The organism is Mesorhizobium sp. M2E.F.Ca.ET.209.01.1.1 (genome assembly GCF_004010375.2).
Taxonomy (GTDB): Bacteria; Pseudomonadota; Alphaproteobacteria; order Rhizobiales; family Rhizobiaceae; genus Mesorhizobium.
Genome location: NZ_SADP02000006.1, coordinates 62,619 through 78,629, shown reverse-complemented (window position 1 = coordinate 78,629; position 16,011 = coordinate 62,619). Strand labels below are relative to the sequence as shown.

The 16,011-nt window shown below is 61.1% G+C and carries 11 protein-coding genes; 3 read left to right on the top strand and 8 right to left on the bottom strand.

Annotated features, from left to right (window positions below; all coding sequences use genetic code 11):
* The first annotated feature begins 195 nt into the window (after nucleotides 1–195).
* The 3 genes from EN852_RS13670 (at nucleotide 196) to EN852_RS13660 (ending at nucleotide 3,911) form a co-directional block, all read left to right on the top strand.
* A complete protein-coding gene (locus tag EN852_RS13670) occupies nucleotides 196–1,440 on the top strand; it encodes a glucoamylase family protein (RefSeq protein WP_127875788.1) in 1,245 nt (414 codons plus the stop codon).
* A gap of 165 nt (nucleotides 1,441–1,605) precedes the next feature.
* On the top strand, nucleotides 1,606–2,739 hold the full coding sequence (gene alr / locus EN852_RS13665; RefSeq protein WP_127875789.1) for an alanine racemase: 1,134 nt from the start codon (nucleotides 1,606–1,608) through the stop codon (nucleotides 2,737–2,739).
* Between the two features lie 80 nt (nucleotides 2,740–2,819).
* The gene (locus EN852_RS13660) at nucleotides 2,820–3,911 is read left to right on the top strand and encodes an Ldh family oxidoreductase (RefSeq protein ID WP_246694278.1); all 1,092 of its coding nucleotides are present in this window, start codon (nucleotides 2,820–2,822) and stop codon (nucleotides 3,909–3,911) included.
* 187 nt (nucleotides 3,912–4,098) lie between these two features.
* Here EN852_RS13660 and EN852_RS13655 read toward each other — a convergent pair whose 3' ends face one another.
* From EN852_RS13655 to EN852_RS13620, 8 genes are all read right to left on the bottom strand, one after another.
* Nucleotides 4,099–4,926, bottom strand: coding sequence for an inositol monophosphatase family protein (locus EN852_RS13655; RefSeq protein ID WP_127875790.1), 828 nt, complete (start codon nucleotides 4,924–4,926; stop codon nucleotides 4,099–4,101).
* Nucleotides 4,926–7,874 (bottom strand): NAD(P)-dependent oxidoreductase, encoded by a 2,949-nt coding sequence (locus EN852_RS13650; RefSeq protein WP_127875791.1) that lies wholly within the window; start codon nucleotides 7,872–7,874, stop codon nucleotides 4,926–4,928. The genes EN852_RS13655 and EN852_RS13650 overlap by 1 nt, the downstream gene beginning before the upstream one ends.
* 104 nt (nucleotides 7,875–7,978) lie before the next feature.
* The gene (locus EN852_RS13645) at nucleotides 7,979–9,472 is read right to left on the bottom strand and encodes an aldehyde dehydrogenase (RefSeq protein ID WP_127404834.1); all 1,494 of its coding nucleotides are present in this window, start codon (nucleotides 9,470–9,472) and stop codon (nucleotides 7,979–7,981) included.
* A 35-nt stretch (nucleotides 9,473–9,507) separates the two neighbouring features.
* On the bottom strand, nucleotides 9,508–10,539 hold the full coding sequence (locus EN852_RS13640) for a proline racemase family protein (protein WP_127875792.1): 1,032 nt from the start codon (nucleotides 10,537–10,539) through the stop codon (nucleotides 9,508–9,510).
* 145 nt (nucleotides 10,540–10,684) lie between these two features.
* Nucleotides 10,685–11,554, bottom strand: a complete 870-nt coding sequence (locus EN852_RS13635; RefSeq protein WP_127228013.1) for a dihydrodipicolinate synthase family protein — start codon at nucleotides 11,552–11,554, stop codon at nucleotides 10,685–10,687.
* Between the two features lie 217 nt (nucleotides 11,555–11,771).
* Complete coding sequence (locus tag EN852_RS13630) at nucleotides 11,772–13,406, bottom strand: choline dehydrogenase (RefSeq protein WP_189545914.1); 1,635 nt, start codon at nucleotides 13,404–13,406, stop codon at nucleotides 11,772–11,774.
* 11 nt (nucleotides 13,407–13,417) lie between these two features.
* The gene (locus EN852_RS13625; RefSeq protein ID WP_127875794.1) at nucleotides 13,418–14,917 is read right to left on the bottom strand and encodes an aldehyde dehydrogenase family protein; all 1,500 of its coding nucleotides are present in this window, start codon (nucleotides 14,915–14,917) and stop codon (nucleotides 13,418–13,420) included.
* A 17-nt stretch (nucleotides 14,918–14,934) separates the two neighbouring features.
* The gene (locus tag EN852_RS13620) at nucleotides 14,935–16,002 is read right to left on the bottom strand and encodes an ABC transporter ATP-binding protein (protein WP_127875795.1); all 1,068 of its coding nucleotides are present in this window, start codon (nucleotides 16,000–16,002) and stop codon (nucleotides 14,935–14,937) included.
* Nucleotides 16,003–16,011: the final 9 nt, after the last annotated feature.

The following is a 16,011-nucleotide window of genomic DNA, read 5'->3' as shown; positions in this document are numbered from 1 at the left end:
CCGACGATCCCGATTTTTCGCTTAAGCCGGCAGGTTTTCCAGGCCGGGCCTTCCGCCGACTGGCACCCCGCGATAAAGACGTCCAGCTTTGGTCAGGTCGCTTTGCATCAATTCATCTACCAGACTCGCATCCTCGACGAGGCCGCTTCTACCGGCACGTCGCCGTGTTAACGTTCTTCCCCGCAGCCGTGACAGATGAAATACCTCAGGGACCTGACAGACGAAGCGCTGATAGAAGCTGTCCAACGCCAGACGTTCAGATATTTCTGGGACGGCGCCCACCCCGCAAGCGGCATGGCGCGCGACCGACAGCGGCTTGCTCCCCGGTCCGACAATGATCTCGTGGCGATAGGCGGCACAGGTTTCGGGGTGATGGCGATCATCGTGGCTGTCGAACGCAGTTGGATCGCTCGCGATGACGCGGTGGAGCATCTCAGCCGGATAACCTGTTTCCTGGAAAAGGTCAGCCGACATCACGGGATGTTTCCGCACTTCGTCGATGGTCGGAGCGGGAGAACTATTCGATTTGCTCGCAACGACGACGGCGGCGATTGCGTGGAGACCGCTTTGTTGTTCCAGGGCCTTCTTTGCGCGCGCCAGTACTTTAGCCGAAGATCCTTTGCTGAAGTGCGCCTGCGTGAGCGGATAGATCGATTATGGCTATCAATCGAATGGAATTGGTACTGCCGCGACGAAGAAATGCTCTACTGGCACTGGAGTCCTGGCTGCGGATGGGCGATGAATTGCCCCGTGTCGGGATGGAACGAAGGACTGCTGTCTTATGTGCTGGCAGCTGGTTCCGACACCCATCCGATCAGGGCCTGCGCCTATCACAGGGGGTTCGCCCGCGAAGGCCAGATGTCCAACGGGAAGAGTTTCTACGGCACAGTGCTTCCACTTGGGCCGGACTACGGTGGGCCCCTGTTTTTGGCCCAGTATTCGTTCTGCGGGCTGGACCCTCGGCGCCTGAGGGATCGATATGCGTGTTACTGGCAACAGAATGTAGCCCACACGCGCATCAATTACGAACATTGCGCTCGCAACCCGCACGGGCATTCCGGCTATGGCGCCGATTGCTGGGGACTAACGTCAGGCCATGGGCCCTACGGCTACGTTGCGCACGCGCCAGACCATGACAGGGGCGTTATTACCCCAAGCGCAGCCTTGTCCAGCCTTCCCTACGCGCCGGTGGAATCCATGCGGGCGTTGAGATACTTCCTCACAAAGCCGCTTCGCATCTGGGGAAATTTTGGATTTGTCGACAGCTTCAGCGAGAACCTGAGTTGGTTCGCTCGAACCTATCTGGCGATTAATCAGGGGCCGATCATAGCGATGATCGAGAACCACCGCAGCGGGCTGATCTGGGAACTCTTCATGAGCGCGCCTGAGGTGCGTGAAGGCTTGAGCGTGTTGGGCTTCGTCGAGACCTGGGCCAGCTGACTGCGACATCCACAATGACTAGCGAACCCTGCGCCACAACGGCCGTGACCGTAGCAGGGCCTAAAAGGACTAAGAGGATTTTCAGCAGCTCAAAATCATAATTCCCATTGAGCCGGGGCATGTAAACGTTTACAAAGCTCCTATACTGGAACGGGCTCGCCGATCATGAATGGAAGTCAATCCTCACCCACCGGGCAAGGCCTTCACAGCCTGATCAACCAGGCCGAGATGGTCGTCGATCTGGAAGCGGTGCGAGAGAACTACAGGCGCTTGAGCGCCATTGCTGGAGATGCCGATTGCGCGGCCGTCGTGAAGGGCGACGCCTATGGGCATGGCATGGTCGCGTGCGCGCTCGCGCTTTGGCAAGCGGGAGCCAGGACCTTTTTTGTCGCAACCGCCAAAGACGGCGTGGCGCTTCGAACCGTGCTCCAGGAGGCAAAAATCTGTGTTCTGGGCGGTTTTCTGCCTGAGGAAACGGAGGCATTTGCCGGTTCGAACCTGCTTCCCGTCCTCAACAGCCGCAACCAGATCGAGGAATGGCACAAGGCGGCGAATAGGATTGGGCGTCCCCTCGGCTCAATCATCCATTTCGACACCGGCATGAACCGGCTTGGGCTGCTTGCGGACGATACCGCATGGCTTCGCGAGAACTTGTCGCTCCTGTCCAGAATCCCTCCCCTCCTCTATATGTCGCACCTCTCGGCTGCCGACGATCTCGATTTCGAGCGGTGCGAATTCCAGCGGAACGCTTTCCTCAAAGCAGTCAGCGGGCTGCCTGCCGCGAAGCTGTCGCTGGCCAATTCGGCTGGCGTCTTTCTGGGAGAGAACTATCTGTTCGACATGGTGCGCCCCGGCAAAGCAACGTTCGGGATCAATCCGCTGACCGGCCGCAAAAACCCAATGTTGCAACCGGCCAGCGTGATAGCCCCGATCATCCAGGTCAAGACGATGAAGCGCGGTTCGCCGGTCGGCTACAGCTCGACATATCGGCTGGTCGAGCAGGCTAAGATCGCGACCGTCGCGATCGGCTATGCCAACGGCTACTGCAGAGCCGGTTCAAGCCGCGCCACCGTCTTTGTTCAAGGTTTCGCAGCCCAGGTTGTCGGGCGCGTCTCGATGGATCTTCTGACAGTGGATGTCTCGGCCGTTCCAGACTGGGCGCTGGTGCCGGGGAGCCCAGTTGAAATTCTTGGCCCGAATGTTCGCGACCACGACCTCGCGGAGGCCTGCGGGACGATTGAGCACGAGGTCTTGATCTCACTTGGCCGTGGTTGTGCACGCCGTTACGTCAATGAATAGCTCGCGCCATCGTGTTGGGTGCCTAGCATGGACCCGCTCCCAGGCTGTGCCAGGCACTCGGCCGCCAATGGGCACCTGACGTGCTCGTTGGCGGCCCCGAAATCACAGGCAGCGGGTCGGGTTGCTGCCAATCCGCGATCATCATGACAGACCCGCCCTCGGACGAACCCCCAATCTACCGCAGCTTCCCCGATCTTGTCGCAACGCTCGAACCCATTCTGTTGCACAACGGAACGTCGGATGACGTCGCTCGCGTGCTGGCCACGAACTGTGCGAGCGCCGAACGCGATGGCTCGCAAAGCCACGGCCTGTTCAGGATGCCGGGTTATGTGAAGAATCTCAGGAGCGGCTTTGTCGACGGTCGCGCCGTCCCGCACATTCGTGACGCAGGAACCGCCTACCTGCACGTGGACGCCGGCAACGGGTATGCCAGACCGGCGCTGGAAGCGGCCATGCCGCGAGCCATCGAAAAAGCCCGATCGGCCGGCGCGTGCGTGCTGGCCATCGGCAATGCCCACCATAACGGGCCGCTGTGGCTTGATGTCGAGCCATTCGCGGAGGTGGGACTGGTCGCGCTCGGCGTCGTCAACAGCGTCACTTATGTCGTCCCTCATGGGGGTCGCAAGCGGCTCTATGGCACAAATCCGATGGCCTTTGCCGTGCCGCGGATGGATGGGCAGGTGCTGCTGTTCGACCAGGCGACAGCAGCGATGGCTCATGGCGAGGTGGCGGTTGCGGCGCGCGAGAACAAGCTTCTTCCGGAGGGCATCGGCCTCGACGCCGCAGGGCTGCCGACCCGCAGCCCAAAGGCGATACTGGAGGGCGGAGCGCTGCTCCCGTTCGGCGGGCACAAGGGTTCGTCCATCGCCATGATGATCGACATTCTTGCCGGGGCGTTGACCGGTAGCAACTTTTCCCATCAGGTCGACTGGTCGGCCCATCCCGGCGCGGAATCGGCTCACACGGGCGAAACAATTATCCTGATCGATCCGACCAGGGGAACCGGCTCGCTTGGGATGTTCACGCAGCGGATCGAGGATCTGGTCGCAGCGATGGTCGACGCCGGACAGACGCGCCTTCCAGGCGAACGCCGGCTTGCCGCCCGCAAGTTGGCAGCCGAACGCGGCATCGCCATTGCGCCCGCGATGTGGAAGCAGCTGATGGCCCTCTAAAGCGAGCGGCCAATCGCACGACAGCCGTTCCGGTTACCGGGTCACCCAGACAAGCAGATACATGGCTGCTGTCGCGACAACCACCCAGAACCAGCCCCATAGGCGGGATCCCCCCTCGGTTCGGCTGCCCTTCCTTTTTTTTGGCACCTCGTCGTTGCCACACATTCCCAAATCTGGTGGCCGTCGTTCAGATGTCATTGAGCACCCGCAGCGCTGCCTCATGCAGGATGGCGTTTGCCGATGCCAGGATGTTTCCACCTCGCTCCGCGCGGCCCCCGTCGAAGCGGGTGACCACACCGCCGGCGGCCTCGATGACCGGGATCAGCGCTGCGATATTGCAGGCTTGCAAGGAAAGTTCCACGCAAAGGTCGATCTGGCCGGCTGCCAGCATGGCGAATGCGTAGCAGTCGCCGCCGTACCGCGTGAATTTGACCGACGAGGCGAGCCGAGCAAAGCCCCTGCCCGGACGGCGTGCGAACGGTTCAGGAGAATTCGTGTGGCAAATCGACTCCGAGAGAAGCTGGACGCCACTTGTTTTCAAAACCGTCTCGCCCTGGGCAGAGCAACACACCGATCTAGTGCCATCGGACCAGAAGCATTCCCCGGTATCGGGCTGGCTCATCATGCCCATCGTGGGGCGGCCATTTATCGTGAGACCTATCAGGGTCCCCCAGACCGGAAGCCCACACAGGAAAGCTTTTGCTCCATTGATCGGATCGATGACCCACTGTACCGGCCCTGATCCTGAGGGCCCGAATTGGTCGCCCAGCATTGCGTGCATTGGATAGTCGGCGGCTATGATCCCCCGAATGGCTTTTTCGGCCGCGCGAGCCGCCTCGCTCACGGGCCCATATGCGATGTCGGTCGTGTTCTTGGCATTATGCGACCCTCTTGTGCGAAATCTCGGCAGCGTCTCGGCGGCAGCCGCATCGGCCAGCCTGCGGAAGAATTCGAAGTCCGGCAGCGCCTCGTCGTCCCCTCGACGGGCAGCGCCAAGCGAGAGGCGCGCCTGCATCAGAGCCCCCTCTCCTCAAGAAGGCTATTGAGGCGCGCGCCGGTTTCCACCAGCTGACTGCCGTATTGCGTGAGAAGGGATTGCTGCGCCTCTGTTCCGGCACATGACAAGGCACCGAATATCGCGGCAAGTCTCTCGCTCAGCGCCCTGCCTTCCTCCAGCGTTGGCCGGTCGGCAATGACGGCGGCAAGCTGATCGCGCGAAGGCTTTCCGATGCCGGGAACCGTGCGGGATCCACCGTCGATGTAGCCTGAGGGCAGTTCGCCCTTGCGGTTGACAATCCGACGGTTGAGAATAGCGTCGAGAATCTGATCCACGGCCTGTTTGGCGCCGGCCACTCGAGAGGGGTGATCGGTGTCGGCGGCCGCGTGCGGCAGAAGCTCCAGCTTGCCTGGAAACTTGAGAGCCAGCTGACGATACGGGACCAGCGGGCCGACGAAGGAGGATGTCTGGCCGTCGAAGAAGATGTCGGCGTCGACCGCGACATGGCGGACCTTTCCGCAATCAAGGGCGGCTGCCAGCGCCGAAGCATCGATGATCTCTCCGCGGTCGTAATTTATGACCACGGCACCATCGTTGAGAAGTGAGAGTATCTCGCCGTCGATCAGTCCCACATTTGCGAAGCGTCCTCGAGCTTGGTCGAATGCGCCGAGGCCGGTGTGGGGGCTTATGAAGTCGGCGCCGCGCGCGGCGTCCTGAAGCGTCGGTGCATATTTGAGGCCCTCGGCCTCTATCCACTCGCGGTGAATTGCGCGGGCATGCACACAGACACGCATGCGCAACGCCTTGCAAAGCTTGGCCAACTCCCTGCCGATATTGCCATATCCAATGATGGCGACCTTCTTGCCTTCGATCTTTTCGGTAGGGAATTCGCGGAGGTTCCTCGCGGTATCGAAATGCCCGTCGACTACCCTTTGATGCAATTCATCGACGGGAAGATCGGGAACCACCTTCAGCATCGCCTTGAGCGCCATCTGCGCCGTGGCCCGGCTGTTGAAGCTTGGCGTGTTCATCAAAGGCGCAGGGCCGCCGCCGTTGGGTCCTCCCCAGGATCTGGACTGCATGTTGCCGGTGCCCGCGCCGATGCGCACGCCGCCCTCTGAAAAGACCGCTTCTTCCGGGATTGCCGTAGCTGCCGCAATGACGGCGTCGTACTGACCTTTGTCGGTCTGCTGCAGGATCTCGTCGGCGGTGCTTAGGTCCGGCTGATAGGAGAAATGGACGCGGCCCGGCTCAAGCGCTTCACGGCAGACAGCCCCAAGGTGGAAGACGCCTCCCCTTGCCTCCATGTGCGCGCGCACCTCGCTATGGTCAAGCGTGCCCTCTGGCCCAAATCGCAATCCGATCGGATCAGCGACAAGCACGGTATAGGTTCGGCTGGCATCGCCGTTGCGGCCGCTCTCGATTGTGCTCGGTGACGAAGGAAAGCGTTCTCCGAGCTTGGCGAGTTCCTCCTCGATCACCGCGACCTTGGCCCTGAGATAGGCATATTGCAGATTGTCCAGCAGCGCGACGACATCGTCTGGGGCGCGAACCCCGCCGATCCAGGCGCGATAGTCGCCCGGCGTGCCCGGGAACGCGTTGACGTAACGGGCGACGTCCAGCCCGGGCTCGTGATTTCCGTCAGGATGGGTGATCCCTTCGTAGCCAAGCAGTTGCTTGGAGCGCGCAATGATGCGTGCGTGCAGACCCGAACTCTCCAAGGCTGGGTCCACCACCTTCAACAGCGTCACAGCGGCGCCGCGGCGTTCAGGCTCGGGGACGCTGAGCCGAAGCACCGGACTGCGCGACACCCACTCGTTGATGGCGTCCCGATTGGCTGTTGAGCGTCGATTGAGATTCTCCACCGAGCCGAGCCGCCTCTCGGAGCGCAGTAGGCCGAAAGTCGTCTCTGCGAATGCGAGCGCGGAGTAGGTATTGATAACGCCGCCCAGCATCTTGTCGCCCTGCGGATCGTAAAGCGGTCCGACCGCGACCGAGCGATCGCCGCTCAAAGGCCGTTTGGGATCTGCCGGCACAGCGATTTTGAGCTGGCGAGGAATTGCCCAGGAAGGATCCCGCTGGTTGCGCTCGATCAGCCGCAGCGCTTGCAGCGTGAACGTCGCGACAAAGTAACCGGAGACGCCGCCGATCGCCTTCTGGAACGGCATGAACATGCAGGTCCTTGCCAGAAGTTCCCGCACGACGTGGTCGCCCCAAGGCATTGCTCCAAGCAGCGATGTGGCGTCCAGGACGGCGTGATGGTTTTCTGGGTCGCTGCGGAGCCATTCCAGGAGGTTGGAGATATCCTGCGATGTGTAGGTGGTGGCGCCAGTCGTTTCATGACCGACGCCGATGAAGAGTTCGATCCCCAAGCCGCGCAGATAGCCGGCGGATGGAATGGTCCCTTCTGTTGGCGAGAAGTGTACGCGCCGTTCGTCGCCTCGCTTTGAATAGCGATGCAGTTCGACAAGCTGGGCACCCCAAGACTGGCGGAAGAAGCCGCCGGAGCCTGCCGCTTCCGATTCCGGCGCTGGCGTATCGACGTAGACCCCTTGCTTGTCGTTGCTCGCGTTCATCAGGTGCATGACGCAAGCGGTGAAGCCGCTATGTCCTCCTCCAAGTCCGACCGCCATCTGGTTCGACTTGGGGAACCCGAAGTAGCGATGTATCTCGCGCATCATGTCGAGCAGGATCTTGTCGGCCGGATAGCCGCGATGCATGCTGCGGCCGATCTCCGCGGTGGTGAAGGGGCCGATATCGTTGCCTCTGTCGTCGAGCTTCCTGTAGTTGCGTTCCAGCCAGGCATCGAACTCGAAACGCAGGAGCCGCGCATCAACCTCGTCGGCGGTGAGGTCGGTGATGGGGCCGACGCCAAAAAATGGGTTGGCGGTTCGTCTTGGGCGCCCGGCGGCCGTCAGCCGCAGCGCGGCAAGCCGCTCTGCCCTTAGCGTTTCTTTGGACGTCATCAGCCTACCTCAAAGCAATGGGGATCCACCTGCGAAGCCGCAGGCGCGTTCAGTTCCCGATCGGGAATGTGCTGGCCAGCGCAGACGCTGGCCAGGCGATGTCGTCAGCGCAGTTGGATCCACACGGCTTTCGTCTCCGTGTACTGATCGTGCGCGGCCAGGCCCTTGTCCTTGCCGCCGAAGCCGGACTCCTTGTAGCCGCCAAACGGCACGGCAAAGTCGCCTTCCGAATAGCAGTTCACCGAAACAGTTCCTGCGCGGATTTGCTTGGCGACGCGGTGGGCGGTGTTGAGATCGTCGGTATAGAGGGACGCGGCGAGGCCGTAGTTGGTGTCGTTTGCCAGGCGCACCGCCTCAGCCTCATCCTTGAAAGTGATCACCGACAGCACCGGGCCGAAGATTTCCTCACGGGCGATCTTCATATTGTTGGAAACACCATCGAAAATGGTCGGCTCGACGAAGCTGCCGCCCGTACCCGCCAGTATCTGGCTTCCGCCCAGGGCGATCCTGGCGCCTTCCTTGCGTCCGGTTTCGATGTAGGAGAGCACCTTGGCAAGATGCTCCTGCTCGATCATGGCTCCAATGCGCGTTGTGCGCTCGAGCGGGTCGCCAACAGTCCAGGATTGGAAGACTGGCTTCAATTCCTCGAGCAGGCGGTCCTTGATGCTCTCATGGACGATGAGGCGCGAGCCGGCCGAGCAGTTCTCGCCCTGGCAGAAAAGAATCCCGGTCGCGACGTTCTCGACTATCGGAGCGAAATTCCTGACATCGCCCATCACGATGGCAGGGCTCTTGCCGCCGCACTCGAGGATGATGCGCTTCATGTTTGAGTCTGCCGAATATTTGAGGAATAGCCGACCCACCTCTCCCGATCCCGTGAAGCTGACGCAATCGATGTCTCTGTGGAGGCCTATGGCCTGACCGGCAGTCGGTCCCAGGCCAGGAACGACGTTGAACACGCCATCAGGTATGCCTGCCTCGGATGCCAGCGCCGCCAGCCTGATCAATGACAGGGATGTCTGCTCGGCCGGCTTCAGGACCAGGGAGTTGCCCCCGGCCAGGGCGGGCGCCAGCTTCCACATGGCGACGAATAGCGGGAAGTTCCAGGGGATCACGCCGCCGACGACGCCGATCGGCTCGCGCACGATCATCGACACGACGTCGCGTGGCGCCGGAGACACCTGGTCGTAGATCTTGTCGGTCGCCTCCGCATGCCAGCGCAATGTCTCGATGGAGTCGGGCAAGTCGACATTGATGGAATCGTTGATAGGCTTCCCGCAGTCGAGCGTTTCGATGAGCGCCAGCTCGGCGCTGTGTTTCTCGATCAGATCCGCAAAGCGCAGCAGGACTTTCTTGCGTTCTCGCGGCGGCAGGCCCGACCAGGTGCCGGCTTCGAAGCTGCGGCGCGCCGCCTTGACCGCGAGATCGACGTCCTCCGCCCCGCCGGCAGCCACGTTGGCCAGCAACTTGCCTGTTGCCGGATTCACCGTCTCGAAGGTCTCGCCCGATTTGGCCGCGACATAGGCGCCATCAATGAAGGCCCTGGTCTCGAATTTCAGTGTCTTGGCTTCAGCGTGGAAGTCTGTGTGGACATTCATGTTAAACTCCTGCAGATCGCATTGAAGGGTGTTGATCAGGCGCTGGGCCAGGTGTCGGAAAGCGTGTACCCGGTGGGGAATGGATCGCTCGGATCGAGCACAAACTGGTGGAAGCCGGTGATCCAGGCCCGCCCGCTGATCGCGACGGAGACGGCATCGAGGTCGCCCACCTTAGAAGTCTGAAATATCTCGCCCTCGAACTTTGTCCCGATGATCGATTCGTGGATGAATTTTTCGCCGGGCGCGATCTCGCCGCGGGCATGGAGGAGCGCCAGCCGCGCGCAAGTCCCGGTGCCACAGGGCGAGCGGTCGAGGCGGCCAGGCGAGACGATCACGCCGTTGCGCGATGTCTTTACCCGGTCGCTGACCGTGAGCGGGCCGGCGAAAAGTGTCTGGTTTATGGTGTGAATTGCCGGGTTTTCAGGATGGATGGAAGGCAGCTGCTCGGCCGCCGCGCGCTTGATCTTTTCCCCGACGTCGGACAGGTCGCGCGCTTCCGACGGCTCAATCGCGAAGCCGCAGTCGCGGGCATCGACGATCACGTAGATCATCCCGCCATAGGAGACGTCGACGCGAAGAGAGCCAATGCCAGCGACCTCGATCATCCGGTCGCGATGCATGACGAAGGACGGCTGGTTACGGAACTTCACGCTTTCGCATTTTCCGTTGCGGCATTGCGCTTCGACCTCGATCAGCCCCGCCGGCGCCTCGAGCGCCAATTTGGTGACGGGCTCCTGCATGGCGATGACGCCCGTCTCAAGCAGCACGGTCACCGTGCAGATGGTGTTTGTCCCCGACATCGGCGGATAGGACGCCGGCTCGATGATCACGTACCCCATCTGGGCGTTAGGGTTGGACGAGGGCAGGACGAGGTTGGTGCACAGCGTGACTTTGCCGCGCGGCTCGTGGAGAAGGAACGCGCGAAGATCGTCGCCCTTTGTCTCCAGCCAGCGCGCCTTTTCGAACATCGTCTTGCCAGGAACGTCAATGACGCCACCGGTGATGACGTCGTTGGGCTCGCCTTCAGCATGGGCGCCGACAACGTTGATCATCCGCGATAACCGCATGTGTCATCCTCCTTGTTCAGTCGGTGCGAGGCGATCCGAGGGTGCATCCGAATGACGGCCGGTAAATCCCAAGCATGCCGCAGCCGGCCGACGGCATCCAGGCCTGCCCCGGGGAGACGGTGTCCCCGGGACAAGGGCGCTCGCCTCAGGCGGCGGCGCCGAGGGCTTCGTCGACCAGCTTCACCTCCGCCTCGGTGAGCGGCAGGACAGGAAGCCGGCACTCGCCGACGGGGCGTCCCGTCTTGGTGCTCGCTGCCTTGGCGACGGGGTTGAAAGGAGACGTCCAAAGCAGCAGCGACAGCGGGCGCAGCTTCAGCCAAAGAGCCGCCGCCTCGGCGAGGTTCCTGGCTTGAACGAGATCGTAGAGCTTGACCAGCTGCTTCGGGACGGCGTTGCCGGATCCGGTGAAGACGCCGGGCGCGCCGCTGACAAGGCTGTAGAAATTCAGATAGTCGCAACCATTGAACACCTTGGCGCCCTGGGCCGAGAGTTGATCGATGCGCATCATGTTCGACGTGCTGTCCTTGATGTATTTGACGTTGTCGATCTCGCTGAAGCGCTTGAAGACATCAGGCGTGATGTCGAAGCCGGTGTACTGGGGAATGTTGTAGACCATGATGGGGGTCGCGACGGCCTTGGAAATCTGCTCGTAGTGGTAGCGCACTCCCGGTTCGCCTGGCCCCTCGAAGAAGGGCGGCAGGATGAGTAACGCGTCCGCGCCAGCGTCCCGCGCGTGCTTCGAATTGTCGATCGCGTCTTCGGTGCGCAGGGCAGACGTCTGGACAATAAGCTTGGCCCGGCCATTGATCCGCTTGCCCGCGATTTCGGCGATGCGCCGCTTCTCGGTCTCAGTGAGGAAAGGAAACTCTCCGGTCCCACCATTCACGGCGATGATGTGAATCCCCGCGTCGATCAGCGAGTCTATATTTGCCGCCAATGCGCCCTCGTCGAGCGCAGCGCCATTGTCCTTGAATGGCGTGCAGATCGGCACGCAGATGCCTTTTAGTTCACTCACGTCTTTGCTCCTTTAGCGCGACTGATTTGACCGTTGAACTTGCGGCGCTACCTCATTCCGCCTGGGAATGACTTGACGCCATAAGCTATAGATTTCGCTGTATACTTCCTGTTAGCAACCAGCGATCCGGAACCACATTGCCAACTATGGGTTTCCATAGTTGTAATCGTTTTCATGCTATAGATCAAGCGCTTGCTGCATTTGATGCTCGTGCTCCTCAGGCGGTGTGGTAAGGCTGCGGGTCGGCGGGCAACGGCGCTATCCCGCGAATGGCGTCCGCGACTTTTTCAGCCATCATGATGACCGGGGCGTTGAGGTTGCCGCTGACGATCTCGGGCATGATCGAGGCATCAACCACCCTCAGGCCCTCAATGCCATGTACCTTTGCTTCCTTGTCGACGACCGCGTCGTCCCCCTCGCCCATTCTGCAGGTGCAGCATGGATGGTAGTTGGTGCCGGCAATACCGCGCAGCCAATTGGCGATATCGTCGTCGGTGGCGATCGAAGGGCCAGGCGTTTCTTCCACGCCGCGAAACTCGTCCCATGCTTTCTGACGGACCACGTTGCGGATCGCCTTCACAGCCTGAACCGCCTGCAGCATGTCGTCAGGGTGCTCGAGATAGTTGAACACAAATTTCGGCGCCGCCCTTGGATCGGCCGACTCGACCCAGACGCGTCCCTCGCTTTTGGGCCTCATCAGACTTAGGAAATACTGGAAGCCATTCTCGAGCTTGACATTGCCGTGCTGGAATTCACCCAGCATTGGCACGAACTCGAACTGGACGTTGGGTATCGTCTCCTCTTCCCTCGTGCGCATGAAGGTACCCACCTCGAAGAAATTGGTCGCGCCAAGTCCCTTCTTGAAGAGGAGCCACTGGAGTCCGAGCTTCGCCTTGCCGAAGGTGGAGAGTTCCTTTGCGGCCGACACGTTCTTGGTCGCACGGTACATGACAGGGGCCGCGACATGGTCCTTCAGCCCGCGTCCGACGCCGGGCAGATGATGTTTGAGCGCAATCCCAGCCTTCCTGAGGTCATCGGCAGGACCAATGCCGGACAGCAGCAGCAGTTGCGGGGAATTCAGCGCTCCCCCGCACAGGATTGTTTCGCGTTCCGGCTCAAATTGCTGGGCGCCGGCTTTTGTGGTCACAGCAACCCGAACGACGCGCTTATTGCTCGTTTCGATGCCCGTGACCCTCGCGCCGGTGAGTACGGTGAGGTTGGGCTTGCGGGGCTGGGCATGAATATAGGCCTGCGAGGTGCTCCAGCGAATGCCGTCATGGACGTTGCGCTGGGTGATGTGAACACCTTCCTGCTGATACGCATTGTGGTCAGCAACATGCTTTAGACCGCTCTCCACCCCCGCCCGCAGGAAGGCGTGGTAGAGAGGATTTTCCGCCTTGCAGGTCTCGATCCGCATCGGCCCGGAGCCGCCGCGATAAGCGTTCGCTCCCTTGTCGAATGTCTCGGCTTTCTTGAAATAGGGCAGACATTGTGCATAGGACCATCCGTCAGCTCCGATGCTTGCCCAGTTGTCATAGTCCCAAGGATTGCCGCGGACCCAATTCATGCCATTGATTGAGGACGAGCCGCCCAGCACGCGCCCTCTCGCCTCATGTATGACCCGCCCCTGCAAGTGCGGTTCCGGCTCCGAATTGTAGAACCAGTTGAAGCGGTCGTTCATCAGCGGAAAACCAAGGGCCGCCGGCATCCGGATATAGATGTGCTGATCGGACGGCCCCGCTTCCAGGAGCAGAACCGTGGTCGACGGGTCCTCGGCCAGCCGGGACGCGATCACGGAGCCTGCCGAGCCGGAACCTATGACGATATAGTCAAACGCCTTCTTATCCGTCACCGGAGCACTCCTTACGATCTTGCCGAGGCTGTCAGGGTGTGCGGCAGGGCGTGGGTGCGTTTCCCAAGCTTGATGAAGGTCGACTTCACCTCGGTGAACTCGAGCAAGCCGTCCAACCCATTTTCACGACCGATCCCGCTTTGCTTGAAGCCGCCGAAGGGCATCTGGACCGCGGTCTCGAGAAATGTGTTCACGTAGACCGTTCCGCTGCGAAGTTCGCGCGAAACGCGTATCGCCTTGTCGATGTCCTTCGTCCATAGCCCGTTGCCCAGACCATAGTTCGTGTCATTGGCGAGCGCGATTGCTTCCTCGACGCTGCGGAAACGCGTGACCGCAAGCACGGGGCCGAAAATCTCTTCGCGAAAGATTGTCATGTCGGGGGTGACGTTGGAAAAGATGGTAGGGGCAACATAATAGCCCATGCCGAGGCCGTTTTCGGTGACACGGTTGCCACCGAGGAGAAGCGTCGCGCCCTCGTCTATCCCGCTCTTGATGTATGCCAGCACCTGATCCATGTGTTTTTCATGGATCAGCGCTCCGACGTCTGCCTGCTCATCGGTCGGCAGGCCGAGGCGGATCTTCTTCGAACGCTCTACAAGCTTCTCCAGGAAGCTGTCCGCAATGCTATCCTCAACGAGAAGCCTGGTGCCCTGGACGCATTCTTCGCCCTGGTTGAGGATGTAGCCGAGCAGGATGCCATCCAGCGCCGCGTCGATATCGGCATCGGCAAAGACGATATTCGCCGCCTTTCCGCCTAGCTCGAGGCCAACGCGCTTGACCTGCTCGGCCGCGCGCTGCGCGATCCTGATCCCGACTGATGTCGATCCGGTAAACGAGATCATGTCGACATCTCTGTGCCCGGTCAGGATCTCGCCGACGGTGCGGCCCGAGCCGGTTACCACATTGATGACGCCATTTGGAATGCCAGCCTCCGTCGCCAGCTTGGCGATTTCGAGCGTCGAACCAGAGGTCAGTTCCGACGGCTTGATCACCACCGTACAGCCGGCCGCGAGCGCGAAGGGCAGCTTCTGGAACAGGGTCACCATAGGGAAATTCCACGGTGTGATCATTGCGATCACACCGCGCGGCTCACGGGTCACAAGACCCAGATTTGCGTCACCGACATTTGAGACCAGGTCTCCTGGGATTTGCCAGGCAAGCGCTGCCGCGTAGCGCGCGAGCTCAATGGACCACTCGATCTCAGCCTTAGCGAAGCGGATCGGCTTGCCAACCTCTTCCGCCTCAATAAGGGCCAGCCGGCCGGTGTCACGGATCATCAAGTCGATCCAGCGTCCGAGTGCCTTGGCTCTTTCGGCGCCAGGCAGCGATGACCAGACAGATCTCGTGTCGAAGGCTTTGCGGGCGACCCCGACAGCAGCCTTCACCGCGTGCTCGTCGCTTTGCGCGAAACGGGCCAATAGCCTGCCATGAGCTGGCGATTTGCGTTCCACCTTTCGATCGGCGCCTGCCCAACCGCCGTCGATCCAATTGTCGTATTCACGCACGTCCATCGATCCATTTCCTTCGGTCAGTTTGGCGCAACAAGCCGGCTCTTGCCTGGCGCAACGAGCACGCCGACGACGTCGCCGACCCTCGCCTCTGTTCGATCGGTAACGACGATGAACTTATGGCCACCGCAGTCGACATACACATTGGTGGTCTGCCCAAGCGGCTCGACGAAATCGACGCTTGCCGACGCGGCGCCCTCGGCGCCGTCACCAACGATCAAGAGATGCTCAGGGCGGACTCCAACGAAGAATTGTCCCTGGGCGTCGGCAAAGCTGCTTGCCTTGTCGGCGACTTCTCCTGACAAACTGTCGGCAAAGGGCTGGACGGAGGCGGCAATTCCCTTCTTGCGGTCGAAATGGGCGGGGAACAGATTCATGGGCGGAGAACCGATGAAGTCGGCCACAAACTCGGTTCTTGGCCTGTCGTAGATCTCCAGCGGCGTTGCCACCTGGACCATGTCACCTTTACGCATGACGGCGATCCGGTCGGCCATCGACATCGCTTCGATCTGGTCATGGGTCACGTAGACAGTGGTGATGCCGAGGCTGGTGACCAGCTTCTTGATCTCGGTGCGCATTGTGGCACGCAGCTTCGCATCGAGGTTCGACAGCGGCTCGTCCATCAGGAAGACGCGGGGATTGCGCACCAAAGCCCGCGCCAGGGAGACGCGCTGCCGTTGCCCGCCGGAGATCTGCGCAGGTTTGCGATTCAGATACTCGGCAATTCCGAGTTTTTCCGCGGTTGCATGCACTTTCTTTCTGCGCTCGCCCTCGGCGATCTTGCGCACCTTGAGAGGGAACTCGATGTTCTGGAACACGGACAGGTGCGGATAAAGACCATAGTCCTGGAACGCCATCGCGATATCGCGGTGACGAGGCTCCTCATATGTCACGTCGCGGCCGTTGATCTTGATCTGGCCGTCGCTGGGAAGCTCCAGTCCGGCAATCATGCGCAATGTCGTCGTCTTGCCGCAACCGGAGGGACCCAGCATGACGAAGAATTCGCCGTCCTTGATGTCGACCGACACGCCGTTCACGGCAGTGAAGGCGCCAAAGCGCTTGTAGACTGATCTGACTTCAATACCCATCGTCGTTCC